The sequence below is a fragment of the Streptomyces sparsogenes genome (genome assembly GCF_001704635.1).
In the GTDB taxonomy this organism is placed as follows: Bacteria; Actinomycetota; Actinomycetes; order Streptomycetales; family Streptomycetaceae; genus Streptomyces; species Streptomyces sparsogenes.
This window is the reverse complement of sequence record NZ_MAXF01000036.1, coordinates 1-19,337: the sequence shown is the minus strand read 5'-3', so window position 1 is coordinate 19,337 and position 19,337 is coordinate 1. Positions and strand designations below refer to the sequence as shown.

Annotated in this window: 17 protein-coding genes; 11 read left to right on the top strand and 6 right to left on the bottom strand. The window is 72.4% G+C overall.

All coding sequences use genetic code 11. The features are described 5' to 3' along the window. The first annotated feature begins 16 nt into the window (after positions 1–16). Entirely contained in the window at positions 17–1,195 is a 1,179-nt protein-coding gene (locus BBH68_RS07695; RefSeq protein ID WP_065960066.1) for an epoxide hydrolase family protein, read from the top strand. Between the two features lie 142 nt (positions 1,196–1,337). Then, the gene (locus BBH68_RS07690) at positions 1,338–1,736 is read left to right on the top strand and encodes an SseB family protein (RefSeq protein WP_065960064.1); all 399 of its coding nucleotides are present in this window, start codon (positions 1,338–1,340) and stop codon (positions 1,734–1,736) included. On the opposite strand, the gene BBH68_RS07685 is transcribed toward BBH68_RS07690, so the two are convergent. The 4 genes from BBH68_RS07685 to BBH68_RS07670 all read right to left on the bottom strand — a co-directional run bounded on the left by BBH68_RS07685 (position 1,690) and on the right by BBH68_RS07670 (position 6,752). Further along, positions 1,690–2,865, bottom strand: a complete 1,176-nt coding sequence (locus BBH68_RS07685; protein ID WP_065960062.1) for a glycoside hydrolase family 113 protein — start codon at positions 2,863–2,865, stop codon at positions 1,690–1,692. The two genes, BBH68_RS07690 and BBH68_RS07685, sit on opposite strands and share 47 nt — an antisense overlap. Before the next feature lie 188 nt (positions 2,866–3,053). After that, positions 3,054–4,103, bottom strand: a complete 1,050-nt coding sequence (locus BBH68_RS07680; RefSeq protein ID WP_065960060.1) for an NAD(P)-dependent alcohol dehydrogenase — start codon at positions 4,101–4,103, stop codon at positions 3,054–3,056. Between the two features lies 1 nt (position 4,104). Beyond that, on the bottom strand, positions 4,105–5,046 hold the full coding sequence (locus tag BBH68_RS07675; protein WP_065960059.1) for a helix-turn-helix transcriptional regulator: 942 nt from the start codon (positions 5,044–5,046) through the stop codon (positions 4,105–4,107). A 143-nt stretch (positions 5,047–5,189) separates the two neighbouring features. Further along, positions 5,190–6,752 carry a PucR family transcriptional regulator gene (locus tag BBH68_RS07670; protein WP_065960057.1) on the bottom strand — a complete coding sequence of 521 codons (1,563 nt, stop codon included), beginning with the start codon at positions 6,750–6,752 and terminating at the stop codon, positions 5,190–5,192. A 152-nt stretch (positions 6,753–6,904) separates the two neighbouring features. On the opposite strand from BBH68_RS07670, the gene BBH68_RS07665 reads away from it, so the two are divergent. From BBH68_RS07665 to BBH68_RS07635, 7 genes are all read left to right on the top strand, one after another. Beyond that, positions 6,905–8,314: a purine-cytosine permease family protein gene (locus BBH68_RS07665; RefSeq protein ID WP_245737946.1), complete on the top strand. Its 1,410-nt coding sequence runs from the start codon at positions 6,905–6,907 to the stop codon at positions 8,312–8,314. Positions 8,315–8,390: 76 nt separating this feature from the next. Then, positions 8,391–9,011: a DUF1989 domain-containing protein gene (locus tag BBH68_RS07660; protein WP_065960054.1), complete on the top strand. Its 621-nt coding sequence runs from the start codon at positions 8,391–8,393 to the stop codon at positions 9,009–9,011. Positions 9,012–9,062: 51 nt separating this feature from the next. Then, positions 9,063–10,187 (top strand): oxidoreductase, encoded by a 1,125-nt coding sequence (locus BBH68_RS07655; RefSeq protein ID WP_065960053.1) that lies wholly within the window; start codon positions 9,063–9,065, stop codon positions 10,185–10,187. A gap of 80 nt (positions 10,188–10,267) precedes the next feature. Beyond that, positions 10,268–11,122, top strand: a complete 855-nt coding sequence (locus BBH68_RS07650; protein ID WP_065960051.1) for a polysaccharide deacetylase family protein — start codon at positions 10,268–10,270, stop codon at positions 11,120–11,122. 234 nt (positions 11,123–11,356) lie between these two features. Then, positions 11,357–13,237: an RDD family protein gene (locus BBH68_RS07645; RefSeq protein WP_065960049.1), complete on the top strand. Its 1,881-nt coding sequence runs from the start codon at positions 11,357–11,359 to the stop codon at positions 13,235–13,237. A 129-nt stretch (positions 13,238–13,366) separates the two neighbouring features. Next, positions 13,367–14,038 (top strand): RDD family protein, encoded by a 672-nt coding sequence (locus BBH68_RS07640; RefSeq protein WP_065960048.1) that lies wholly within the window; start codon positions 13,367–13,369, stop codon positions 14,036–14,038. A gap of 100 nt (positions 14,039–14,138) precedes the next feature. Then, complete coding sequence (locus tag BBH68_RS07635; RefSeq protein ID WP_065960047.1) at positions 14,139–14,639, top strand: RDD family protein; 501 nt, start codon at positions 14,139–14,141, stop codon at positions 14,637–14,639. A 19-nt stretch (positions 14,640–14,658) separates the two neighbouring features. Here BBH68_RS07635 and BBH68_RS07630 read toward each other — a convergent pair whose 3' ends face one another. Continuing rightward, positions 14,659–14,946 (bottom strand): hypothetical protein, encoded by a 288-nt coding sequence (locus tag BBH68_RS07630; RefSeq protein ID WP_065960045.1) that lies wholly within the window; start codon positions 14,944–14,946, stop codon positions 14,659–14,661. A gap of 331 nt (positions 14,947–15,277) precedes the next feature. Here BBH68_RS07630 and BBH68_RS07625 point away from each other — a divergent pair, with 331 nt between their 5' ends. Beyond that, positions 15,278–17,671 carry an immune inhibitor A domain-containing protein gene (locus BBH68_RS07625; RefSeq protein WP_065960044.1) on the top strand — a complete coding sequence of 798 codons (2,394 nt, stop codon included), beginning with the start codon at positions 15,278–15,280 and terminating at the stop codon, positions 17,669–17,671. 133 nt (positions 17,672–17,804) lie between these two features. Further along, a complete protein-coding gene (locus BBH68_RS07620) occupies positions 17,805–18,116 on the top strand; it encodes a hypothetical protein (protein WP_065960043.1) in 312 nt (103 codons plus the stop codon). A 97-nt stretch (positions 18,117–18,213) separates the two neighbouring features. Here BBH68_RS07620 and BBH68_RS07615 read toward each other — a convergent pair whose 3' ends face one another. Then, complete coding sequence (locus BBH68_RS07615; protein WP_065960041.1) at positions 18,214–18,798, bottom strand: isochorismatase family protein; 585 nt, start codon at positions 18,796–18,798, stop codon at positions 18,214–18,216. Positions 18,799–19,337: the final 539 nt, after the last annotated feature.

Sequence of the window (19,337 nt, the reverse complement as noted above, 5' to 3'; positions counted from 1 at the left end):
CCTAGCATGCGGCGGTATGACCGACCTGGCCGAGACCATTCGCCCCTTCCGCCTCGACATCCCCGAAGCCGAGCTGGACGATCTCCACGCCCGGCTGGATCGCACGCGATGGCCCGATGAACTGCCCGGGGTGGGCTGGTCGTACGGCGTCCCACGCGACTATCTGCGGGAGCTGGTGCGGTACTGGCGCCACACCTACGACTGGCGCGCCGCCGAAGCGCGGCTGAACGAGTGGCCGCAGTTCACCACCACGATCGACGGGGCGAACATCCACTTCGCCCACATCCGCTCCCCCGAACCCGACGCCACCCCGCTGATCATGACGCATGGCTGGCCGGGCTCCATCGTGGAATTCACCCAGGTCGCCGGCCCCCTCACCGACCCACGAGCCCACGGCGGCGACCCCTCCCAGGCGTTCCACCTCGTCCTGCCGAGCATCCCGGGGTTCACTCTCTCCGGACCGACGCGGGAGACCGGCTGGGAGTACCACCGGGTCGCCGCCGCGTTCGCCGAGCTGATGGAGCGCCTCGGCTACCAGCGCTACGGGGCGCAGGGCGGCGACTGGGGCGCCGCGATCTCCCGGGAGCTCGGCCGCCTCCACCCCGACCGGCTCATCGGCGTCCACCTCAACCTGATCCCCGGCGCGCAGGCCGCCGAGGAGCCCGACCCCGCCCACCTGGCCACCCTGACCCCGGCCGAACGCGACCGCACCCTCGCCTCCTGGGAGCGGCACCGGGAATGGCTCCGCGACCGCCAGGGCTACGCCGACATCCAGACCACCCGCCCCCAGACCCTGGCCTACGCGCTCACCGACTCACCCGTCGGCCAGCTCGCCTGGATCGCCGAGAAATTCAAGGAGTGGACCGACTCCCGCGACCGCCCCGAGGACGCCGTGGACCGCGACCAGCTCCTCACCAACGTCATGCTCTACTGGCTCACCGGCACCGCCGGTTCCTCCGGCCGCATCTACTACGAACGGGCCCACGCCCCCGCCACGGGCCCCGAGCCGTCCACCGTGCCGACGGCCTTCGCCGACTTCCCCCGGGACAACTTCATCCCCCTGCGGCACATCGCGGAGCGGACCAACAACATCGTGCGGTGGACGGAGCACGACCGGGGCGGGCACTTCGCGGCCATGGAGCAGCCGGAGCTGCTGGTGACGGACATCCGCGCCTTCTTCCGCGACCTGGCCTGACGAGCACGTTTTCGGGGCCGGGCGGGGGTCGCGGGCCGGCGGGGTGTGTCAACGGCATGCGGTCGGGTACTCGACCGGCTTTACGGCTTCGGCCCTCGGCCATATGCCAGCCCACATACCCAACCGATCGCTGGACGGAATCATGACTGACCTCCCCGACGACAACACCGTCTCCGCCACCCAGCACGCCCTCGGCGAGCTCGCCGCCGCCCGCGCGGACGCCTCGGCGCTGGACACCCTCGCCAACAGCGAGGTGCTGCTTCCCGCGCCGGAAGCGACGGAGGACACGGATCCCCAAGCCGTGACCCTCCCCGTCTTCGAGCAGGAGGACGGCGCCCAGCTGGTGCCCGTCTTCACCACCCCGGACCGTATGCACCAGGCCCTGCCGCAGATCCACCGCTACCACCGGGTCCCGCTGGGCGCCCTCGCCGAGGGCTGGCCCTCCGATGAGCTGTCCCTGGCCATCGACGCGGGCGCGCCGGAGGCGGTGACGCTCACGGGCGGTGGGGTACGGACGCTTCTGACGCACTCCGCGGGCTGAGCCGGGGCGACCCCGCTCGGGCGTAGTGCCCGGCCAGGGCGTGGAAGGCCTCCTTCGGCTCCCAGTGCCAGTCGGGGGTCGGGTCCTCGAACGTCTTCCAGAGGGGCTTGACCAGGCCGTAGCTCGCCAGGTCGAGGTCGTAGCGGGGGTCGGCCCGGTGCGGGGCGTCGGGGGTGACGAACTGGTACACCAGCGCCGCGTACAGGCTCATCGACTCGAAGACGTCGAGCAGATCGGTCAGATAGGCCGCCTGGGTCCGCTCGCTGCGGACCAGGTCGCCAATGATCTCCGGCGGCTCCTTGTCGTAGTCCACCACGCTCCACCCCATGCCGCCCTGCTCGGGGGCGCCCTTGAAGGTGCAGCAGCCGAACTCGGAGATGACGACGGGCTTGCCCCAGCGCAGGAACGGGGTGAGCTCGCGGACGTAGTCGGCTTTGCGCGGGAAGTACGCGTAGTAATTGACGCTGACCAGGTCGAACAGGTCCCAGTCGACCTCTTCGTCCTGCGCGGCGCCATACGTCATCCGCCCCTTGAAGACGGACCTGCCGACCTTCGCTGCCCGGGCGGTGAACTCGCGCAGCCGGCGCACCATCTTCTCGGGGTCGAAGTTTCCGCTGAGCATGTTCTGGACGCGCTCCAGAGCGTTGTCCCCCGGCACGATGCCCGGGACGAACAGCACGAACTCCGCGCCCACGCTGAGAAGGACCCGGGCGCCCTGGCGCCGCAGGCGCTCGGCGTGCCGGCCGGTCTCGGCCAGGTGATCCAGGATGTCCCGGTGGGGCACATCGGCCAGGCGCGGCTGGAGCCAGATGTGCAGCCCGCGCTCCGCCGCCTCCGAGGCGGTGGCCGCGAGCCGCTCGACGCCCGTGCCGAAGACCGAGACCGAGCCGGCGTGCAGATCCTGCTGGATGGCTCGGATGTCCCCGCGCATCCGAGCCATGCTCCAGCTCGTCGCCGGCGTCTCGCCGTCGATGACCTCGTACGACACCCCCCGGTACGTCAGACCGGGCCGATCAGACCGAGCGGACCGATCAGGCCGGTTGGGCTGGTCAGGCCGGCCGGGCCGGTCCGCTGCCTCCGCCCGGCCGCCCGGTGTCAGCAGCGCTCCCGAGGCCGCCGCGGCCCCCACGGCCCCCGCGCCCGCCAGAAAACGCCCTCGGCTGATCCCCTGGCTCCGCTTGCTCCGCGCTGTCGTCACTGTCGTCCCCCTGGTGTCCGGGGTCGCTGTCTGCGACCCCTCACCAGTCTCGGGAACGACGGCTCGCCCTGTCGTCAGCCGATGGTCTGCGTCCCTGCGACTTAAGTCGAGCGACGGCCCTAGCTCTTCAGGGACGCGATGTCGATCACAAACCGGTACCGCACATCGCTGCTCACGACCCGGTCGTAAGCCTCGTTGATCTGGTCAGCCGTGATCACCTCGATCTCCGCGCCGAAGCCGTGCGCCGCACAGAAGTCCAGCATCTCCTGGGTCTGCCGGATTCCGCCGATCTTCGAGCCCGCCATCGACTTACGGCCCATGATCAGCGAGAACTGGTGGAAGGAGCTGGGGAACTCCGGACCGCCCACGTGCACCATCGTGCCGTCCCGCTTCAGCAGCGAGAGATACGAGTCCAGGGGGATGTTCGCCGAGACCGTGTTGACGATGAGGTCGAAGGACCCGGCCAGCTCCGTGAAGGTGGACTCGTCGCTGGTCGCGTGGAAGTGGTCGGCGCCCAGCCGCAGGCCGTCGTCCTTCTTGCGGAGCGACTGGCTGAGGACGGTGACCTCCGCGCCCATGGCGTGGGCGATCTTCACGCCCATGTGGCCGAGGCCGCCGAGGCCCACGATGGCGACCTTCTTGCCGGGGCCGGCGTTCCAGTGGGCCAGGGGGGAGTAGAGGGTGATGCCCGCGCACAGCAGCGGGGCGGCGACGTCGAGCGAGAGGCCGTCGGGGATGCGCAGCGCGTAGTTCTCGTCGACGACGATGTGGGTGCTGTAGCCGCCGTACGTGGGCTCGCCGTCGTACTGCTTGCCGTTGTACGTCGCCACCTCGCCCTTGAGGCAGTACTGCTCCTCGCCCGCCAGGCAGTTCTCGCACTCGCGGCAGGAGTCGACGAAGCAGCCGACCCCGACCCGGTCGCCCACGGCGTACTTGGTGACGCCCGGGCCGACCTCGGTGACGATGCCCGCGATCTCATGGCCGGGCACCATCGGGAACTGGGCGGTGCCCCACTCCTCGCGGGCCTGGTGGATGTCGGAGTGGCAGATGCCCGCGTAGGCGATCTCTATCAGGATGTCGTGCTCCCCGACGGCGCGGCGCTCGATGGTGGTGCGCTCCAGCGGGGCCTTGGGGGCGGGCGCGGCGTAGGCGGTGACGCTGGTGGTCATGTCAGTGATCTCCCTGAAGAGGGTGTCGGGACGTGGAAGGGGAAGGGGAAGGGGGGGAGGAAAAGGGGGCAGAGGGGGAGGAGGGACGGTCGGGCGGGGCCGCGGTCCAGTTGGCGAGCAGTTGCAGAGCCGCCTCCGAGGGCGATCCGGGCTCGACCGTGTACACGCACATCGACTGGTCGTCATCGCCGGGGAAGGTCACGGTCTCGTAGGACAGCGTCATCTCCCCGACCACCGGGTGGCGGTAGATCTTCACGCCGTGCGACCTCTCCCGCACGTTGTGGTCGGCCCACCACGTACGGAACTCCGGGCTCTTGATCGTCAGCTCGCCGACCAGCTCGGTGATGCCCGGGTCGTCGGCGTGCCGGCCCGCCTGGAGCCGGAGGGAGGCCACCATCTCCGCCGCGTAGGTGTCCCACTCGCCGTAGAGCTCGCGGGCCGCCGGGTCGAGGAACATGAAGCGGTTCATGTTCCGCTCGCGGTACGGCAGCGCGTCGAAGTCGGTGATCAGCGCGCGGGCCAGCCGGTTGGCGGCCAGCACATCGCCGCCGCGCCCGAGCACGAAGGCGGGCGAGACCCCCTCCAGCATCTGGAGCATGCGGTGCACACCGGGCCGCACCCGCTGGGGGCGGAGCGGCCGGCGGCGCAGCGCGCGGCGGGGCCGGGGCTTGGCCAGCTCGAAGAGGTACGCGCGCTCGGTGTCGTTCAGGCGCAGGGCCCGGGCGACCGCGTCGAGCACCGCCTCCGAGACATTGAGGTGACGGCCCTGTTCCAGCCGGGTGTAGTAGTCCGTGCTCACCCCGGCCAGGTGCGCCAGCTCCTCCCGGCGCAGCCCCGGCACTCGCCGGGGGCCGGGGCTGGTCGCCTGCACACCCGCGTCCTCGGGGCGCAGCCGGGCCCTGCGGGTCCGCAGGAACTCGCTGAGCTCGGTGTTGCGGTCCATGGCTTCCAGTATTCGTGGCCGAAAAGGCTCGCGGCGGCCTCAGCGTAGGTCTGCTGGACCTAGGAGAAGCCGACCCAGGGAGGCCGATCAAGGAGAGGCTGACGGCCCGGGGGCCCGGCCGGGCGCGGTGCGCGACCGTGGCGTCAGGGGCTGGTGAGGGCGTCCGCTTCGAGGGCGAGGAGGAGGTCGAGGCGCCCGGTGAGTGTGGTGGTGTCGCGGCCGGTCAGGGCGCTGATGCGGGTGAGGCGCTTGTAGAGGGAATTGACGTGCAGGTGCATGGCCTGGGCGGTGGCCGTGGGGCTGGCCTGGTGGTCCAGGAAGCTGCGCAGGGTAGCTTCGAGCCGGCCGTCGTGTGCGGCGTCGTAGTCGCGGAGTGGGCCGAGGATGGCGGTGGTGAGCTGGTGCAGCAGCTGGGGATCGGCCCGGCTGAGGAGGGTGTGGTAGGTGGGGAGGTCGGTCAGGCGGGCGACGGTGAGATGGCGGCTGGTCTGGGCGAGGACGGAGCCGGCGCGGCGGGCTTCCAGCAGGGCGGTGCGCAGGTGGGTGGCGCCGGTGACGGGGCTGCCGATGCCGATGACGGTGCGGTGGTCCGGGAGGTGTTCGGCGAGGTGTTCGGCGAGACGGCGGCACCAGTCCGTCAGGTCGGTGCCGGGCCGGCGCCAGGCGCATACCGCGACGACATCGGCGTGGCCGGTGGCCACCATGGCGGGAATGCCGCGGTCGGTGAGCGCGGTGCGGATCGCGGCGGCGAGGTCGCTCATGGGGGTGTCGCCGCGGGTGGCGAAGGCCAGGGTGGCGAGGGGCTGGTCGGGGTCGACCCCGAACGCCCCCAGGCGGCGGGCGATGTCGCCGACTGATCCGACCCCGGAGACGATCATGTCGATCAGTTCGCCGGCGAAGCGCTCCTCGCCGGCCCGGATGGCCTGGCGGCGGGCGATTTCCAGGGCGAGGTAGTGGGCCGCCTGCCCCAGGGCCTGCTGCTGGGCCTCGGTGAGGTCGGCGGCGGCGCGCAGGCACAGCAGGGCGGCGTCGGGGCGGCCCGTGGTGCCGACGGGCAGGAGCGTCGCGGTGGTGTCCTCGGTGAGGGCGAGTTCCAGGGGCGGCGGGGTGCGGGCGAGGGAGACGGCGGCGGTGTGCGCGTCCTCGGCGCTCAGCGCGGCGCCCCCGCTGTGGGCGAGGACGGCGCCGGTGCGGTCGACCACGGCCAGGGGCAGGTTGTGTTCCCGGCGCAGGACGCCCAGGACGCCGTCGGCTCCCGCGCCGGCGGAGATGGCGTTGGTGAAGGCGGTGCCCCGGCGCAGCGAGGCGGCCAGAGGGGTCTGTTTCTCGGTGGCGTGGACATCGGCGGCGGCCTGGGTGACGGCGGTGAACGGCACCTTGGTCGGCAACTGGAGGAGGGGGAGACCGGCGGTGCGGCATGCCTCGACGAGGCCGGCCGGGGTGGCGGGGGTGGCGTCGCGCAGGCCGAAGACGATGCCGGCGGCGCCGGCGGCACGGCAGTGGGCGACGAACTCGCCGGCCGGGGTCGAGGACAGCCACAGCCCGTTGGTCAGGACCAGCTCGGTGCGGCCGATGTAGCCGGAGGGGTCGGGCAGTTCGGTGTTGTGAAGCCAGGCGATCTCGGCGTCGAGCGCGCCGGGCGGGCCGGGGACGATGACGGAGAGCCCGAGATGGGGGAGGGCGACGAGGGCACTGATGGTGAGCACGGTGGATATTCCACCACTTCTCACGGCCAAGAAGGAGTAATCCGACCACTAGGGGTAGCGCCCCGTCCGGTGATGACGTGGGCCTGGCCACATTCCTGAGCCAAGCCCCGGAGGTCGCCATGACGCCACCAAGCCCCTCGCACCCCACAGCCGTGGAACCGCCGAGTTTCGATGTGCACGGGGTGGAGCCCGTACCCGAGCACGGCCGGGACTCCTCGGCCATGGACCAGTGGTGGATCTGGGTGGGCGCCAACGTGGCGCCGATCAACTGGGTCCTGGGCGCGCTGGGGATCACGCTGGGACTGAGCCTGTGGGAAACGCTGGTGGTCATCGCCGCCGGAAACGCGATCGGGTGCGCGGTGTTCGGAGCGTTCAACCTCATGGGGCACCGCACCGGCGTGAACCAGATGGTGCTGGGCCGGGCCGCGTTCGGGCAGCGTGGCGCGATCATCCCCGGGGTGATCCAAGGGGTGTTGACGATGGGCTGGGTGGGGGTCAACACCTGGGTCATCCTGGACCTTGCCGTCGCCATGCTCGGCGAACTGGGCATCCACGGCGGTGCCGGGCTCAAGTACCTGGTGGCCGCGGTGGTCATGGCCCTGCAACTGGGGCTGGCCGTCGTCGGCTTCTACGCCATCCGCTCCTTCGAGAAGTACACCGTGCCCGCCACCGTGCTGGTGATGGCCGTGATGACGGTGCTGTCGCTGACGCAGGTGGACCTGCGCTGGAGCGGTGGCACCGCCGAAGGGGGCCGGGAGAAGTTCACCGCGATCACCCAACTGCTGACCGCGATCGGCGTGGGCTGGGGCGTGAGCTGGGTGCCCTACTCGGCCGACTACTCGCGGTTCGTCGCTCCGCAGGTGCCGGCCCGGCGGGTGTTCTGGGCCACCGCACTGGGCATGTACGTGCCCACCGTCTGGCTGGCGGCGCTGGGTGCCTGCCTGGCCGGCGCGGGCAAGGGCGGCGACCCGTCCCAACTGGTGATCGCCTCGTTCGGCACCATGGCCCTGCCGGTGCTGCTCCTGATCATGCACGGCCCCGTCGCCACCAACATCCTGAACCTCTACTCCTGCTCCCTGGCGGCGCTGACGGTCGGGGTGCGGGTGGCGCGCTGGAAGGTGACGCTGCTGGCCGGGGCCGTGGCCACCGGCGCGCTGCTGCTCTTCATGCGGTCCCCCAGTTTCGCGGAGTCGTTCGACCACTGGATGGCGTCCATCCTGGTGTGGATCAGCCCATGGGCCGGCGTCATGCTCGTGGAGTACTACGTCCTGCGCCGCGGCCGGGTGGATGTGGCGTCCCTGTACGCGCAGGACGGGCCGGCGTGGCGCCCGCGGGCACTGGCCGCGCTGGGTGCGGGCATCGTGGCGGGCTGGTGCTGGCAGTACGGACTGGTCCCCGCCATGCAGGGCCCCCTGGCGCGTGCGCTGGGCGACACCGACTTCTCCTGGCTGTCCGGCGGGCTGGTCGCCGGCGGTCTGCACTACCTCCTGGCGCGCCAGGAGCGCCGCAAGGCCCGCAGCGGCGGCACACCGGCCGCACCGGAAGTCCCCACTGGTGTGTGATCACACATCGACTGCCCCGGAACTGTGGTCGTTCTTCCCTGGATGGCGGCCGGGACCGCCTGATGGAGTACCCGATATGACAGCCACCACCACCAGCGCCGTGACCGTTCCGGCGCGCGGCGTGAAGGCGTTCCCCCTCGCCGCCGGCCAGCACCTGCGGATCACCGACCAGGAAGGCGGGCAGGTCGGAGACCTGTTCGTCTACCGCACCGACGACCCCGGCGAGTACCTGAGCGCCTCCCACACCCGGGCCGCGACCTCCCGCCTCTTCCCCGCCGTCGGCCAGCAGTTCGTCACCAATCTGCGCCGTCCCGTCCTGACCCTCGCCGAGGACACCTCGCCGGGCCGGCACGACATGCTCATCGCCGCCTGCGACGCGGAACGCTACCGGGCGCTGGGGGTGCCCCGGCACGCCTCCTGCGCGCAGAACCTCGTCGACGCGCTGGCCGCCCACGGGATCCACACCGACAGCATCCCCCAACCCGTCAACGTCTTCATGGACGTCCGGGTGGACGCGGACCAACTGGTCCGGCGCCCCGCGTCCACCAGGCCGGGGGATTCCATCACCTTCACCGCCGTCGTCGACTGCCTGGCCGTGCTCTCCGCCTGCCCGCAGGACCTCGCACCGGTGGTCAACGACGGGGACCCCACCCCCCTGTCGGTCACCGTCTTCTCCGACGGCCCCGCCGGCGCCTGACGCCACCTCCCGACATCACCGAACCACCCCAGTACCAAACGGAGTTCCCGCATGAGCGACCACCCGGCCCTGCAACCGGTCCGCCTGGCCGACGCCACCCTGCCCAACCGTCTCGCCGTCGCGCCCATGACGCGCATATCCGCTTCCGGGGACGGCACCCCCACCCCCGACATGGCCGACTACTACGCCGCCTACGCCCGCGGCGGCTTCGGACTGGTCATCACCGAAGGCGTCTACACCGACCCGCACTACAGCCAGGGCTACCTCGACCAGCCCGGCGTCATCACCCCCGCCCACGAGAACGCCTGGCAGTCCATCGCCCACGCCGTGCGCGACGCCGGCGCCCACCCCGTGATGCAGCTCATGCACGCCGGGGCCCTCTCCCAGGGCAACCCGTACAGCGCGCGCACCGCCGGCCCCTCGGCCGTCCGGCCACGAGGACGGATGATGCCCGCCTACGGCGGCTCGGGGCCCTGGCCGGTGCCGCACGCCATGACCGGCGACGACATCGACACCGTCGTGGAAGGCTTCGTCGCGGCCGCGGGCCGCGCCCGCCGCGCGGGATTCACCGGCGTCGAGGTCCACGCCGCCAACGGCTACCTCCTCGACCAGTTCCTCACCGACTACACCAACACCCGCACCGACGACTATGGCGGCACCACCGCCAACCGGATCCGGCTGACCGCCCGGATCATCCGCGAGATCCGCAAGGAGAACGACGACCCCGCGTTCTGGGTCGGCGTACGCCTGTCCGAAGGCAAGGTCAACGACCACCACCACCGGTGGGCCGGCGCCCCCGACGCCGTCACCGTCTTCACCGCGGTCGCCGACGCCGGCGCCACCTACATCCACCTCGCGGGCGAAGGCGCGGGCTGGGCGCAGGGCTCCACCCTGGAAACCGGCGAAACCCTCACTGCCCTGGCCCGCCGCGTCACCGGCCTGCCCGTCATCGCCAACGGCGGCCTGGCGGACCCGGGCCTGGCCGCCCATGTCCTCGACGACGGCCACGCCGACGTGCTCTCCCTCGGCCGCGCCGCGCTCGCCAACCCCGACTACCCTCGCAGACTGGCCGAGGGCCGGCCCATCCACCCCTTCGACCCGGCCATGCTCGACCCGACCGTCACCCTCGCCAACGTCGCCGCCTGGCAGCAGCGGCAGCCCGCCCCCCGGCCCTGACCCCACCCAGCACCGCCCCGCCCTGCGCGCCGGCCCCCCGCCACCGCGCAGGGCGGCTCCGCCCGCAAGGAGCCCAGCCCATGCCCACCACCTCCGCCTGGCACGGCGGCGGCACCGTCGCCGCCCTGACCATCGACGTGGACGCCCACACCCCCGTCCTGGCCCGCGGCCGGCACTACGCCACCCACACCAGCACCATGTCCCACGAGCAGTACGGTCTGGACGTCGGCGTCCCGAGGCTGCTCGCGCTGCTGCGCGAGGAAGAGGTGTCCGCGACGTTCTTCATCCCCGGCTGGGTCGCCGAACACCACCCCCGACTGGCCCCCACCATCCTCGAACACGGCCACGAAGTCGCCCACCACACCTACGCCCACCGCTCGCCGACCGACATGACCGACGCCGAACAGCGCGCGGACTTCACCCGGACCCTGGAGGTCTTCGCCCGGCAAAAGGTCCCCATCGCCGGATACCGGGCGGCGAACTGGCAGGCCAACGCGGCGACCTGCGAACTGGTCGCGGAACATGGCCTGTACGACTCCTCGCTCATGGGCCACGACCGCCCCTACCGCGTCACCACCCCCCGCGGCCAGTTCCTCGAGCTGCCCCCGCACTGGTCGCTCGACGACTGGGAGCAGTACGCGTTCCTGCCCGACCCCCACGTCGGTTCGATCATCCAGGCACCGCACACCGTCCTGACCATGTGGCGCGACGAAGCCGACGCCCACGCCCGCCACCAGGCCCTGTTCATGCTCACCCTCCACCCCTCCCTCACCGGACGCCCGGGCCGGGCCGAAGCGCTCAGGGCCCTGATCACCCACATGCGGGACCGCGGCACACGCTTCGCCCGCTGCGTGGACATAGCCGACGCCGCCGGCGAGGACCCCCAGCTGACCACCCACACCATCACCCCGCCGCCCACCGACGCGTATCGGTGACCCGCTCGTACGGCGCGGGGGATCCGCTCGTACGGCGGCGGCGCGCTCGCACGGGAGAGTGGTGAGTGCCGAGGGCGGGTACGGGCCGCGGGCCGGTCTGATAGACCTTGACAGCGCGCTCCGTGTTGCACTGCGGCCCTCGTACGGCAGACTGCTTGTCGCCCCCCACCGCGACGCACCGCACAGGCGCGGCGCAGCACAGCACGGCCGAGCAGATACGGGACATCGGAGATCATGAGCGCCCCTACCTCAGGATCCGCGGACGGCAGCTCCATTCCTGGCTTTTATCCTGATCCGTCCATCCCTGGCTACATCCGTTACTGGAACGGCGCCGCCTGGGTGCCCGGCACCAGCCAGCCCGCGCCGAGTGACGGCGAGGCCATGCCCGCGCCGCCGCCCGGAGTGACCCACACTCAGGTCACGGCCCCGGTGCCGGACGAGACCGGTCCCATGTTCCTGGACGAGGAGCCCCCGGCCGCGGGGCGGAGCGGAGAGCAGGGGGACGGCGGGCGGGCGCTGCCGGAGCTGCGGCCGCGCGGCGAGATGGACGTACGGGGGGACGCGCGGGGCGGGCGGGGGCCCGAGCCGGTGCCGCCGGCCGCGAACCCGAACTCGGCCCCGAGCCCGGGGGCGGGCGGCGCGGTCCCGGCCGCCATGGACTGGAACGACCCGCAGCGGCTGCACGGCTCCCGGCCGGAGCCCGCCTCGGCCTGGCAGGCCGACGCGTCCCGGCAGTCCGGGTTCGGCGGCGACCAGGACCGTCGCGTCTCCTGGGGCGCGGACCCGGCGGGCGCCGGCGGCCCCGCTTCCGGCGGACCCGCCGGGCCGGGGGTGCCCGATCCGCGCCAGGCCGTGACCGGCCCCGGCTCCGGCGGCCCCGTCGGCGCCGACGCGCCCGCGTCCGCCCAGGCGCTGCCGCCCGCGCGGCGCGCCGCCGAACTGCCCTCGGGGCAGCCGGCCCCCGGCGCGGGCGGCGGTGCGGCCGCGCCCGGCGGCGGGCGTACGACCGGCGGCGACGGCACGATCTCCATCCGCGCGGTCCGGCCCGGCCGGGCCGCCCCCGGGGCGGGCGGCGGCCAGGCGGCGGGTCCCGCGGCGGGCGCGCCGAGCGGCGGCGCACCCACCCGCGACGACGGCACGCTGACGATCCGGGCCCTCGGGCGCGGCGCGGCCAAGCAGGGCGGCGGCGCGGCGGCTCCCGGCCGGCCCGGCGGGGCCGCTCCCGCGCAGGGCGCGGGTGGGCTGCCCCCGCAGGGCGGCGTCCTGCTTCCCGGTGGCCCTCCCCCGCAGGGCGGGCCGGCCGGCGGCCCCGCCGCGCCCCCCGGCGGCGTCCCCGCGCAGGGCGGTGCGCCCGGAGCCCGGCCCCAGCAGCAGCCCCTGCCACCACAACAGCCGCACCCGCAGCCCCAGCAGCAACAACCCCAGCAACAGCCACAACCCCAGCAGCCCCAGCAGCAACAGCCGCAGCCCGGCTGGCAGCAGCAGGTGCGGCAGCTCGCCCAGCAGCCCGGGCCCGGTGCGCCCGGCACGACCCCGGCACCCGGCGCCGCCCCCGGCGGCCCGCCGGAAGGCGTCATCCCGTGGAAGCCCCCCGTCGACAACCCGTTCCTGCGGGCCGCCCAGACCCAAGGCCGGCCGGCCGCCCTCGGCCGGCGCCTCCTGGCCCGGCTCATCGACTCCGCCGTGCTCCTCGGCGTCGTCGGCGCGGCGGCGTACCCGCTGTGGACCAAGGCGAGCGACCACTTCGACGAGAAGGTGGAGCGCGCCAAGCTCACCGGCGAGACCGTCACCGTCTACTGGCTCGACGGCACCACGGGCGCCTACCTCGGCGCGGTGCTCGGCCTGCTGCTCCTCGTCGGCGTGATCTACGAGGCGCTGCCGACCGCCAAGTGGGGCGGCACGCTGGGCAAGAAGCTGTGCGGGCTGCGGGTCCTGGACATCGAGGAGCACGACACCCCCTCGTTCGGCGCCGCGCTGCGCCGCTGGCTGGTGTACGGGGTGCTCGGGCTGCTGGCGGTCGGCGTCCTCAATGTGCTGTGGTGCCTGTTCGACCGCCCGTGGCGGCAGTGCTGGCACGACAAGGCGGCGCGTACCTTCGTGGCGGGTCGCGGCTGAGGGGCCGGGCCGGGCCCGGCCCGCCGGGTCGCGGGCACCGTACGGGGCGCTGACACGTACGGTGCATCCCGGTCGCCCGAACGGAGCGCGCCGGATGCGGCTGCCCCGGCTCCGGGGTCGACTCGGGCCATGAGCACCGACCAGCCGACGCCGGGGCCCGATGATCCCCGGCCCCACGAGCCCCGGGACGGCGAGCCCCGCCCCGGGGAACCCCGGCCGGAGGAGCCCCGGCCGGAGGAGCCGCGGCCCGAGCAGCCGGAGGGCGACCGGTTCGCCGGGCGGCAGCCGCCGCCCTCGTACGGCTCGCCCTACGGCGGCACATACGGCGGCGAGCACGGGGCGGCCGACCCGCTCGCGGGCATGCCCCCGCTCGCGAACCGCGGCCGCCGCCTCGTCGCCCGGATCGTCGACGCGCTGATCATCGGCATCCCGGTGGGCCTGGTGATGGCGGTGCTCGTGGGGGACTACGACCCGGTGAACAACAACAACGAGGCGACCGCCATGACGATCGTCTACGCCCTGGTGTACTTCGTCTACGAGGGGCTGATGCTGACCAAGTACGGCCAGACGGTGGGCAAGAAGGTCATGCGGATCCGCGTCGCCATGCTGGAGAACGGGGAGATCCCGGCCGGCCAGCCGGGCTGGCTGCGCGCCGGCACCTACGCCCTGCCGGAGATCGTGCCGTGCTGCGGCTTCATCTTCTGGCTGGTCAATGTGTTGTGGTGCACCTGGGACCGGCCGTTCCACCAGTGCCTGCACGACAAGGTCGCCAAGACGGTCGTGGTCTCCGTCCCGTCCTGATCCGCCGCCCGGCCCACCGCCCGCCCGACCGACCGCCCGCCCGCCCGCCCCACCGCCCCCGCGCTGTCCGCCGTCCACCGCCTGCTGGTGTAATCGGGGCATGACCCCCGACCAGCTCTCGTACCAGCACGACACCCGCCCCGAAGGAATGCCGCCCCCCGCGACCCCCGGTCAGCGCTTCGCCGCCCGGCTGGTCGACACCCTGATCCTCGGCGTCATCTGGACCGTGGCGCTCACCGCGACCGGCGCGCTCGCCTACGCCTATGACCACCCGGGCGAACAGGACGTGGCCAAGGTGATCCTCGCCCTGGTGATCACCATGGCGGTCTACTTCGTCTACGAGGGCGTGATGCTGGCCCGCAGCGGCCAGACGCTCGGCAAGAAGGCGCTGCGCATCCGGGTGGCGATGCTGTCGGACGGAGATGTGCCGCACGGTCAGGGCTGGGTGCGGGCCGTGGTGTACGTGCTGCCGGGGATGCTGGTCCCGCTGGTGGTGGGCACCGTGTTCTGGCTGGTCAACGTCCTGTGGTGCACCTGGGACCAGCCGCTGCGCCAGTGCCTGCACGACAAGGTGGCCAAGACCGTCGTGGTGGCGGCCTAGCCGGACGAGGACCGAGACCTCAGCCGCGCAGCGAGTGCTCGCTGACCCGCGGCTCCAGCGGCTCGGCATGTGCGTGTGCGGGGGTCCGGGACGCGCGGTTCGTACGGGCCGCCGTCGCCCGGTCGGCGCGGGGGGTGCCGGGCATGGGGACCGTGACGGCGACGAGGAGTCCGAGCACCAGCCCCGCCACGGCGATCACTGCGACCCCGAGGCCCGCGCGCGTCTGGGACAGCAGCAGCATGGCGAAGGTCGACAAGACGACGGTGGCCGAACCGTAGGCGAACTGAGCAGGAGTCGGGCGCGGCATGGCGGGATCCGTCCTCGAGACATCGACTATGCGGGGGGCAGGAGTCGCACGGATGTGCACCGGCAAAATGACTCTACGGTGCTGAATGCCCGAGGGGAAACGCGAGTAAGCGTGACCTGACCCACGGCGCCGTTGCACGGGGGGCGCAGGGGCGCACACAGCCGTGCTCGATTCCAACTGGTGAGATCGGCGGGCCCGTTGGCGTCCGGTATCCGGTAGAGGTGGGCCCGGAAACCTACTTGTCCCCTCTGTCCAAGTCAAGGGCTGTCTTTTCTCCTGCCTCTCCGGTCAAATGTCCCGCACTGGTGTCACTGGGGAGGACTGGAGAAGAGTGAACAGTCAACGGAGGGCCGCCAGAGCGGCCGCCATCGCCACCGTGGTCGCCGCGCTCGGCGCGGCGGCGCTCTCGACGAGTGCGGCCCAGGCGGACGAGGGTTCGTCTACGCGTGTCGAACGCCGCGACCCGGCGCCCGCGAAGACCGATGTCGAGCACGACCTGGCCGGGCCCTACAGCAAGCAGCAGGAGGCTCAGCGCGAGGAGGCGCTGCGCCAGGTCATATCCGGCGACGCGAAGGCCGAACGGCGCGGCGCGTCGCGGGTGGTGAAGCTCGGCAAGGACAAGTACGTCGAGCTGGCCCGGGAGAAGACCGACAAGATCTTCACGATCCTGGTCGAGTTCGGCGACAAGGTGGATGACACCACCATGTACGACCCGGACGGCCCGGACGGCCCGAAGCCGCCGGTCAAGAAGTACGGCGGCCAGCCGGGCCCGGCGCACAACACCATCCCCCAGCCGGACCGGGCCGACGACAACAGCACCGCCTGGCAGAAGGACTACAACCGGCAGCACTTCCAGGACCTCTACTTCTCCGCCGAAAAGGGGAAGGAGTCGCTGAAGAAGTACTACGAGAAGCAGTCCTCGGGCCGCTACTCGGTGGACGGCGAGGTCTCCGACTGGGTCAAAGTCGACTGGAACGAGGCCCGTTACGGCTCCAACTACTGCGGCGACACCAACTGCGCCAACGCCTGGGACCTGATCCGCGACGGCGTGAACCAGTGGGCCAAGGACCAGAAGGCGGCCGGCCGCAGCGACGCCGACATCAAGGCGGACCTGGCGAAGTACGACCAGTGGGACCGCTACGACTTCGACGGCGACGGCAACTTCAACGAGCCCGACGGCTACATCGACCACTTCCAGATCGTCCACGCCGGCGAGGACGAGTCGGCGGGCGGCGGCACCCAGGGCACGGACGCGATCTGGGCCCACCGCTGGTACGCGTACGGTACGAACGCGGGGCAGACCGGCCCGGCCGGGAACAAGGCCGGCGGCGCGCAGATCGGCGACACCGGCATCTGGGTCGGCGACTACACCATGCAGCCGGAGAACGGCGGACTCGGCGTCTTCGCCCATGAGTACGGCCATGACCTGGGCCTGCCGGACGAGTACGACACCACCGGCAAGGGCGAGTCGGCGGTCGCTTTCTGGTCGCTGATGTCCGCCGGCTCCTGGCTGGGCACCGGCGAGGACGCCATCGGCGACCTGCCGGGCGACATGAGCGCCTGGGACAAGCTGCAGCTCGGCTGGCTGGACTACGACACGGCGAAGGCCGGCACCAGGTCCCGGTACACCCTCGGGCCGGCCGAGTACAACACCAAGAACCCGCAGGCGCTGGTGGTCCAGCTGCCCGACAAGGCCGTGACCACCGAGGTCGTCACGCCCGCCGAGGGCTCCAAGCAGTGGTGGAGCGGCATGGGCGACGACCTCAAGAACACCCTGACCCGGTCCGTGGACCTCACCGGCAAGTCCAAGGCGAGCCTGGACCTCAAGGGCTGGTGGGACATCGAGGAGAACTACGACTACCTCTACACCGAGGTGTCCACGGACGGCGGCGCCAACTGGACGCCGGTGGACGGCACGGCGGACGGCAAGGCCATTCCGCGCGACGCCGCCGACAAGCCCGCGCTGACCGGGGCCTCGGGCGCGTACAAGAAGCTGTCCTTCCCGCTCGACGCCTACGCGGGCAAGAAGATCCAGCTCCGCTTCCGCTACCAGACGGACGGCGGCGTCGCCGGGAGGGGCTTCGCGGCCGACGCGATCACCCTCACGGCGGACGGCGCGCCGGTGCTGACCGACGGCGCCGAGGGCGACGACAACGGCTGGACCACGGCCGGCTTCTCGCGCATCGGGGCGTCCTTCAGCAAGGACTACCCGCAGTACTACATCGCCGAGAACCGCCAGTACGTGTCCTACGACAAGACCCTCAAGACCGGCCCGTACAACTTCGGCTGGCTGGGCAGCCGGCCCGACTGGGTCGAGCACTTCCCGTACCAGAACGGCCTGCTGATCTGGCTGTGGGACACCTCGCAGCCGGACAACAACGTCGGCGAGCACCCCGGCTACGGCCAGATCCTGCCCGTCGACGCGCACGCCACCCCGCACACCTGGGCCGACGGCACGCTGATGCGCAACCGCGTCCAGACCTACGACTCGCCCTTCAGCTGGTACCCGACGGACGGCTTCACGCTCCACAAGAACGGTGTGGCCGCGAAGGTCCCGGCGAAGCGGGGCACGCCGGTCTTCGACGATCACAAGGGTACGTACTGGTACGAATCCAACCCGACGGGTGGGGTGCGGGTTGCTGACACCAACACCCGGATCTCCATCCTGAAGGAGTTCCCGGGCACCTCCACGATGACCGTGCAGGTCTCCCGGTCCGCCTCCTAAGATCGACGGATCTGCCATCGTCGCAGGTCACAGCGGTAGCGGCCGTCGCCCTCTAGCGGGCGGCGGCCGTTCGCGTTTAGATGCCCCTACGACCTTTCTTGTTGACACGACGTCTCACGGGGGACATGGACCCATGGCCGATGGAGGATTCACCAAGCTGCCGGGCGGCAGCGTGGTCGTGGCACTGACCCTGCCGCGACCGCTCGGCGAGGGCGGCGTACGGGTGCTGGTGCACGCCGTGAACCGCCAGCGCGCCCTGACCAGGCTGCGCAACCTCGGACTGCGGGCGGTCTACCTGCGGGGGAACAGCGCGCCGCCGACCCCGGACGAGGTGACGGCGGTGCTGCACCACCCGGACGGGCTGGTGTGGCGCACGGCGCCCTACGGGGTGGGGGAGCTGTGGCACCCCATCGCGGCCCTGCTGCGGCCGCCCGCGACGGCGTAGGCCCGGGCCGGCCGATTTGTGGTGAGTATGGGACAGCGACACGCCGATGTCACGGCGCTGTCCCATACTCACCACAAACGAGCGAAACGAGCGGCCCTCAGACCACCGGCTTGCCCGACAGCTCCACGCCCGCCGCGCGCAGCTCCTCCAGGGCCCGCTCCGTGGTGGTCTCGGCGACCCCGGCGGTCAGATCGAGCAGGACGTGCGTCGCGAACCCCTCGCGGCGCGCGTCCAGGGCCGTGGCCCGCACGCAGTGGTCGGTCGCGATACCCACCACGTCCACCTCGGTCACCCCGCGCTCCCGCAGCCAGCGCGCGAGCGGCATGCCGTTCTCGTCGGCCCCCTCGAAGCCGCTGTACGCCGCCGCGTACGCGCCCTTGTCGAAGACCGCGTCGATCGCTCCGGAGGCGACGGCGGGCGCGAAGTTCGGGTGGAAGCCGCTGCCCTCGGTGCCCGCGACGCAGTGCGGCGGCCAGGTGCGTTCGTAGTCGGGGTGGTCCGAGAAGTGGTCCCCCGGGTCGATGTGGTGATCACGGGTGGCGACGACATGGCGGTAACCCGGGGTCGCCTCCCCGATGAGGTCGGTGATGGCGGCGGCGACATCCGCGCCGCCCGCGACCGCGAGGCTGCCGCCCTCGCAGAAGTCGTTCTGGACGTCGACGACGATCAGTGCCCGGTGCATGGCGTGCGCCTTCCGGCTGGAAACAGGTGGGGGACCGGGAAGCGACTCGGCCCGAATCGGTGGCTGTACTGGTGATTCGACGGATGGGGTGGCTGTCACCGAGGGTAGAGACTCGGCCTTCAATGCGGGAGTGGGCGGGGACCGGACGCGGGACCGGTGGGGTCGCGCTCCGGCACGATACGGCGGCCGGGCGCGAATCCGGGCGCACGCGCCGCATCGACCGGTGCGCGCGCCGTCGCCACGCGCCGCGTTGCGCCCTACCGTGCGCCCTTCCCGCGCGCGGCAGCGCGCCGGGCGTGCGGCCGCACTGGGCGCGGGGCCGCGTGGCGCGCGGCCGCCCGGCACGGGGCCATGCCCGGCATGGGGCCGCCGGGTGCTGGGCCGCCGGGTGCGGGGCCGCCGGGCGCGGGGCCATGCCCGGCGGTGGCCTGCCCGACGTGCGGCCGCTCGCCCCCGCTGCCCGAGCCGGCCGCTCGTCCCCTCCTGCCCAGGCCCCCGGCCGCTTGGGCCCGCTGCTAGGGCCCGTCTTGGGGCGCCCT